General features: G+C 55.9%; 2 protein-coding genes. Both read left to right on the forward strand.

The window, feature by feature from the left end:
• Positions 1 to 1,618: 1,618 nt before the first annotated feature.
• Positions 1,619 to 1,933 (forward strand): hypothetical protein, encoded by a 315-nt coding sequence (locus QWZ17_RS02645; RefSeq protein ID WP_290303338.1) that lies wholly within the window; start codon positions 1,619 to 1,621, stop codon positions 1,931 to 1,933.
• Positions 1,934 to 1,961: 28 nt separating this feature from the next.
• Positions 1,962 to 4,194, forward strand: a 2,233-nt coding sequence (locus tag QWZ17_RS02650; protein ID WP_290303339.1) for a DUF6443 domain-containing protein, incomplete at its 3' end; no start/stop codon positions are given.

Raw genomic sequence — 4,194 nt, forward strand, 5'->3', positions numbered from 1 at the left:
CAGGGCAGCCACATCGGCTACAAAAAGGTTACCGTGGCGCAAACGGGCAGGGGATACAGCGTATCGATGTTCAATACCGACGGCGAGAACGACATCAGCCGCGACGACATTGTGAACCGCAGCATTGTAACGACGCCGAACACCTGCACCTCCGACATCCCCAACTTTCCGTCAGCGCCCGAGCCCAATTACTTTAAACGGGGGCAGCTGCAATACAAGGCGGACTATACCGAAAGCGGAACGCTGTTAGACGACGAATCCTTTACGTCCGACTACCAGGACAATCCTCTGACCACGCCGGCTTTCGTCATCGTAGGCACGCCGATGAGCAGCGGCACGCCGTCCTTCTTTACCTGGTATGACCAGAAAACGGGCCGGAAAGTAAAGGGAACGTCGGTTAAGAACCTGTACACGAGCAACGGAACCGTTACGACCCAGGAGGATGCTTACTTCGACAGCCCCTACCACCACCAGCTCACCAGGAAGTTGATTACCACCTCGGCCGGGGACGTGATGGAAACCCGTTACAGGTACGTTGCGGACTACCGGCTTTCCAGCGTGGACGGAATGAGCGATGGACTGGCCAACTATCAGACGCAGCTTAACGCGGTCAACAATACGTTCAACTCCAGCATATCGAGCTGCTCCGGAAGCGTAGGCTGCCAGCGCATCGCCTGGTTTGACTATACTATCGGGCTGGTGCACAAGCGCGAGGACTTTAACAATTACCGCATCGCCAACTTTACAGGGACCGGCAACACCTATGGCGCTCAACTCGCGTCGTCCGTGAACAGTGTCGGGCCCGATCTTAAGCCCCTGATTGCGATGCGGGTTCAAAATGATTTTCAGCCTGTTGAGACCACCGCATTGAAAAACGGCAGCGTATTAAGCTCGACGCTTTATACCTACAATTATTTCCCCGCGTCTCAGAATCAGATTTACCTTTCCAGGATCAGCAAGACAGACTTTTTGACGCCCCCGGCCAGTTTCGCCTATACCGCCACCGGTTCGGATAACTATTCGGTGGTGAAAGACCCCGGATACAACGAGAAGGCAACTTTCAACTATACATTTGGCAACCCCAACCAGGTGAACATCTTCGGGAACCCGGCCGCGGCTTACCAGTGGGGGTACAATGCGGCTTACCCCATAGCTAAGGTAAACACGTCCAATGTGAATGACGTGTTTTTTGATGGCTTCGAGGAAGGCAGCGGAAACAGCGCGATCAACGACAGCAGGACGGGGCACTACAGCCATACCGGAACATATACGCGGGCGCTTACGGGGCTGGACGCGGGGAGTTATACCTTGAGCTATTGGCAGAAAAGCGGCTCGCTTTGGTCGCTGGTAGTTACGCCGGTGACAGTTACTGGCAGCACTTATACAATCGGCGCCTCGCCTGCGTTGAACGCCCAGATTGACGATGTGCGTTTCTATCCGTCGTCAGCACAGATGACAACATATACCTACGATCCACTAATCGGCATGACAAGCAGCACCGATGCCAAAGGGATGGTTACCTATTACGAATACGANCCAGGGACAATAAAGAAAATTAAAGATGAAGAAAATCAGGATAAGTACGGCCCTTGTAGCAATAATGGCCACGTTTACAAGCATGAGCTATGGGCAGCAGCCGGACAGCATTAAGCGGAGGGCTTTTAACTATTACCGGCATCTGTTAAACACGGATACGGCGACCGCGCGGCAGGTTAGCGAGATACAGGGACTTTACAAACAAGCGGTGAGCCAGGTAACGGGCAATCTCAGCCTGACGGAGGCCCAGCGGCGTATAGCCATCGATTCGCTTTTGAGCGAGAAGAACCGTAAGCTGGAGCAGCTGCTGCCGGAAAGCCAGCGCAGCCTCATCATACCCACGACGGAACGGAAGCGCACCTGGAAGCGGGATACCATTACCAAAGTAAACCGCTAAACGAATATTATTACCAGAACCTTAACGCATGAAAAAGATATTTTGCCTGCTGCTACTAATGGCAGGAATAAGCACACGGGGGCTTTGCCAGCTTCCCGGCTATTCGATGAGCAACGCGATCAGCGCCGGAAGCTACGGGGCGTCGGGAGGCTATACGGATAGCAGGAGCAATGGCACCGGCAGTGGATACACCAATAACTTTGGGCAGTCGTCGAACGACGTATGGTACAGCTTTACAATAGGGGGAGCTACCAATACCGTTATAATATCGCTTTGCGGAAGCAACTTCGACACCTATTTGCATTTACTGAACAGCGGTGGCACGGAAATCGCAAGCAATGACGACAACGGTCCGGCCTGTAGCGGCACGCAGTCTTCTCTGAGTATGTCGAACCTGTCACCGGGGACCTATTACGTTGTCGCGGAGGGGTATTCGACCAATACAGGTACGATAGCATTTTCGCTGAACGTCAGCATCGTGTCTCCGGTGTCAATCAGTTATGCCGGCCCCCAGACCTATAGTGTCGCTGCCGCGATTTCGCCGCTTGCGCCTACCGTAACCGGGGGCGCGGTATCAGCTCCGGGCGAAACAGGCACATTTGCCGGCACGGGCAGCGCCGGCTCAACAGACGGTCAGGGCACGGCTGCAAGCTTTAACCAGCCCCTTGGTGCAACGGTTGACCCCTCCGGCAACATCTTCATCGCGGAGGCGGGATCGCATATCATTCGGAAGATCACGCCCGCCGGGCAGGTAAGTATATTCGCAGGCAACTATGCTCAGGGCTTTGTCAACAACGCGACAGGCACGTCGGCCAGCTTCTACCATCCGGTAGGCCTGGCTTCTGACGCCTCGGGGAATATTTATGTGGCAGACGAGGACAATAATGTGATCCGTCTGATTACGCCATCGGGCTCGGTATCGACATTTGCCGGTAACGGGAGCCAGGGAATCAACACCGGTGCCGTTGCAGCCGCCAGCGCAGTTTTCAAGTATCCTTGCGGTATCGCGCTCGACGGATCAGGAAACGTGTACGTGGCAGACACCTACAATAACCTGATCAGGAAAATAGCCGGCGGAACAGTAACAATCTTTGCGGGAAGCCCGAGCGGAGCTGCCGGCTCGGCAGACGGTCAGGGCACTGCTGCAAGCTTCAACCAGCCGTTCAGCGTGGTTACTGATGGGGCGGGAAACGTGTACGTTGCAGACCGCGTCGGGGCCAGGATACGGAAAATCACCCCATCGGGGCTCGTATCGACGCTTGCCGGAAGCGGCACAGCGGGATACTCGGATGGAGCGGGCACAGCGGCGCAATTCAGCTCGCCCACGGGACTTACCATTGATAAGGCAGGCAATCTGTACGTGACGGACGAGGGTAATAACAGGATACGCAAGGTGACGCCTGCCGGTAACGTAACCACGCTTTCGGGGACGGGCGCGCAAGGCAGCGCGAACGGTGCCGGGACTGCCGCAACGTTCAACCTGCCGTTCGCAATAGCCGCGGACGCGGGTGGCCTGCTGTATATTGGCGACCTAACCGCGAACCTGGTGCGCAAGATAGTGGCTACACCCTATACGGTAATCCCTGCATTACCCGCTGGCCTGTCGCTGAACGGCACAACGGGCGTCATCAGCGGCACACCAACTGCCGTGACCGCGCAGGCGGTATACAACATCAAAGCCTACAACACTGTCAGCACGGGGTCGGCAAGCTTGACGATGAAGGTAAACAGCGCGGGGGCACTTAACCTGAGCCAGGGTCAGAATTATATCGCAACATACGTGCCGCGGATACCCGGTTTGACGACGGACGCGCTGGTAGCTTCTGCATCGTCGGACAAGATGAACGAGGAGATATCCGTCCAATACTTTGATGGCCTTGGCCGCTCTCTTCAGGCGGTGCAGGTAAGGGGAAGCGCGACCGGGGCCAGCGACATCGTGCTGCCGGAGGTTTACGATGCGTACGGCAGGGAGGCGCAAAAGTACTTGCCCTACGCCTCGTCTACGGCCGACGGAAGCTACAAATCGACTGCCACCTCCGAGCTAAGTAATTTTTACAACCCCTCGGGAACTCCCGCGACCCAAACGCAGCTTGCAGGTGCCATTCCGCACATCACCACCCCCTACGCGTTGACTGTATACGAGCCATCGCCGCTGAACCGTGTAACGGAGCGGGGCGCTCCGGGCGATACCTGGCAGCCGAATTTGAATAACCCCGACCTAAGTCACACCAGCAGGATAGCTTTTGCAACCAATGACAATA

Source organism: Mucilaginibacter flavus (assembly GCF_030409315.1).
Taxonomy (GTDB): Bacteria; Bacteroidota; Bacteroidia; order Sphingobacteriales; family Sphingobacteriaceae; genus Mucilaginibacter; species Mucilaginibacter flavus.